Annotated in this window: 2 protein-coding genes; both read right to left on the reverse strand. The window is 40.3% G+C overall.

All coding sequences use genetic code 11. The features are described 5' to 3' along the window. Positions 1 to 350: 350 nt before the first annotated feature. Positions 351 to 1,100: a DDE-type integrase/transposase/recombinase gene (locus tag MXE38_RS12150; RefSeq protein WP_246915456.1), complete on the reverse strand. Its 750-nt coding sequence runs from the start codon at positions 1,098 to 1,100 to the stop codon at positions 351 to 353. A gap of 365 nt (positions 1,101 to 1,465) precedes the next feature. After that, positions 1,466 to 1,999 (reverse strand): helix-turn-helix domain-containing protein, encoded by a 534-nt coding sequence (locus MXE38_RS12155; RefSeq protein WP_246915454.1) that lies wholly within the window; start codon positions 1,997 to 1,999, stop codon positions 1,466 to 1,468. Between the last annotated feature and the right edge of the window lie 81 nt (positions 2,000 to 2,080).

The following is a 2,080-nucleotide window of genomic DNA, read 5'->3' on the forward strand; positions in this document are numbered from 1 at the left end:
AGCAGTGGTAAGCTATCAGGCCAAGCACACCCAATAAAGGCGTACAGGCAACCACATGCTTAGTCTAGAGCCAGCTAAGTGACAACGAGGATAGCTCCTACTCAGTTAATCACCTATGCTGTCTCCCGAGCTAATTCCAAGGGCCAAGGTAGCAGTGGTAAGCTATCAGGCCAAGCACACCCAATAAAGGCGTACAGGCAACCACATGCTTAGTCTAGAGCCAGCTAAGTGACAACGAGGATAGCTCCTACTCAGTTAATCACCTATGCTGTCTCCCAGGCTAATTCCTTAGTCCAAGGTAGTATTAGTAGCAAGTCATAAAGTTAAGCTATTTATGCCCTTTATGCTTACTAACTGTCAGATTCAGCTAGAGGAACATCATTAGACTTAGACTTAGATTTATATCCAAACCTTAATGAAGCTGAACCTGCAGGAGTATAGTCTGCGGTTTTACCACTAAAAAAGCGTTCTGGATGAGCTTCTTTTCGTTTTGTCGCCTTTTCTTCACGTCTGTGAAGAACCTCAATCTCTTGTTCTCTACCCGAATGTCTAATGTTAGGAGAGACGTTCTTAATGCCAGAATGAGCTGAGTTGTTATATTTTTCAACTGCCTTATCAACAGCGGCCTGACATAACTCTAAAGCCATATAGTTTTTCCTGCCAAGACCTCTTGAGTATTTCAATGTCTTGAACGCTGACTCACTAAAGGCGTTATCATCAGAAACCGAAGGTCTACTATGGGTTTTGGTTACGTTATACCCCTCTAATAGCTCTTGCAGCTCTTTAGACTTCATTGGAGTACCGTTATCTGCGTGTAACGTTAATCCAGTCTCTGTGGTAATACCATTTTGTTCAAAAACCTCTTTAAAGAAGGTTGCTGCGTTTGCTCCAGACTGAGTTTCAAACACTTTACAGCCGACTATCTTGCGACTATAAATATCAAGAGCACAGTAGACATAGTAATGCTTGTTATTGGCATTAGCGTCATGCAAATACGTTATATCCCAGCTCCATACCTTATTAATGCGATCTGCAATATGCTCTTTACTAGGATGACTAGTAATATCGGGAGATTTAACGCCATCACGTCGTACATACATTCCCTTCACAATCCTATAAGCAGTGCTTAACGAGCAAGGCATTGAGTGTTCAGTATGGTCTTCAATAAAAAAGTAGGCTTGTCGTACACTGAGGTCTCTAACCTCAGGCAAATTCAAAAGATGAATCACCTGTTGTTTCTCATCCTCAGTTAATGACTTAACATTTTTACGCTGACAAGTTTTACGACCATCGTGACAATCTTGATTGACCCTAAGGTTACGTATACTTCGATCTGGTAACCCCACTAATTTACAGAGCTCACCATTTCTAACGAGCCCAGTTTCTATAGTCTCGTCAAAGGCAGATAAAAACTTTTTGCGACCCTCAGCAGTGCTGATTAACTCTTTAAAGAATGGAGTAAAGCTTATACTTTGAAGGCCGCTCTCAATTTTTTTAAGAAGTTAATCATCTCCTCTTTCTCGGCAATCAAAGCTTTAGCCTTGCGAAGCTCAGACTTTAAATCATCTACCTCTTTAGGTAGTTTTTCTAATACAGCAACTTGTTGCTTTAGAATAGCATTTTGTTGCTCACTCTTGTTAAGAGCAGTTTCTAGACTATGCCCTACGCTTTTACCAAACTCAACAATATCATCCAAAGAAACACCATATAGGCGACAAAGATGGGATGCCATTGTTGATGAATGTGCCTCTGCATTAATAACAAGAGTGTATAGCGCAACAGCCTCTTCTGTTTTTAAACCAGCAGGAGGAGTAGCTTTAGCTAAATTACGAGCATCGTCTGCTTCTAACAAAGCTGAAACAGTTAATTCCTCACTCTTTAACCAGTTTCTAACGCATGCATCTGATAATCCATACTTAGCAGCAACATCAGAAACTGAAATATTTTCTGAGAGAACGTGTCTTACAACAGTTAGCTTCAAATCAAGGGGGTATGCCATTTTAAAATCTCCATAGGAACCGCCCTAGAGTATAATAAATTTTTGGGAACTAATTTTGAAAACTATTTTAAGACATAGGGA

The sequence above is a fragment of the Anaerobiospirillum sp. NML120448 genome, from assembly GCF_023050945.1.
GTDB lineage: Bacteria > Pseudomonadota > Gammaproteobacteria > Enterobacterales > Succinivibrionaceae > Anaerobiospirillum.

What these genes read in the sequence shown, in the direction of transcription:
- MXE38_RS12150 (WP_246915456.1), bottom strand. Translation starts at nt 1,100, where the DNA reads ATGTATGTACGACGTGATGGCGTTAAATCTCCCGATATTACTAGTCAT.
- MXE38_RS12155 (WP_246915454.1), bottom strand. Translation starts at nt 1,999, where the DNA reads ATGGCATACCCCCTTGATTTGAAGCTAACTGTTGTAAGACACGTTCTC.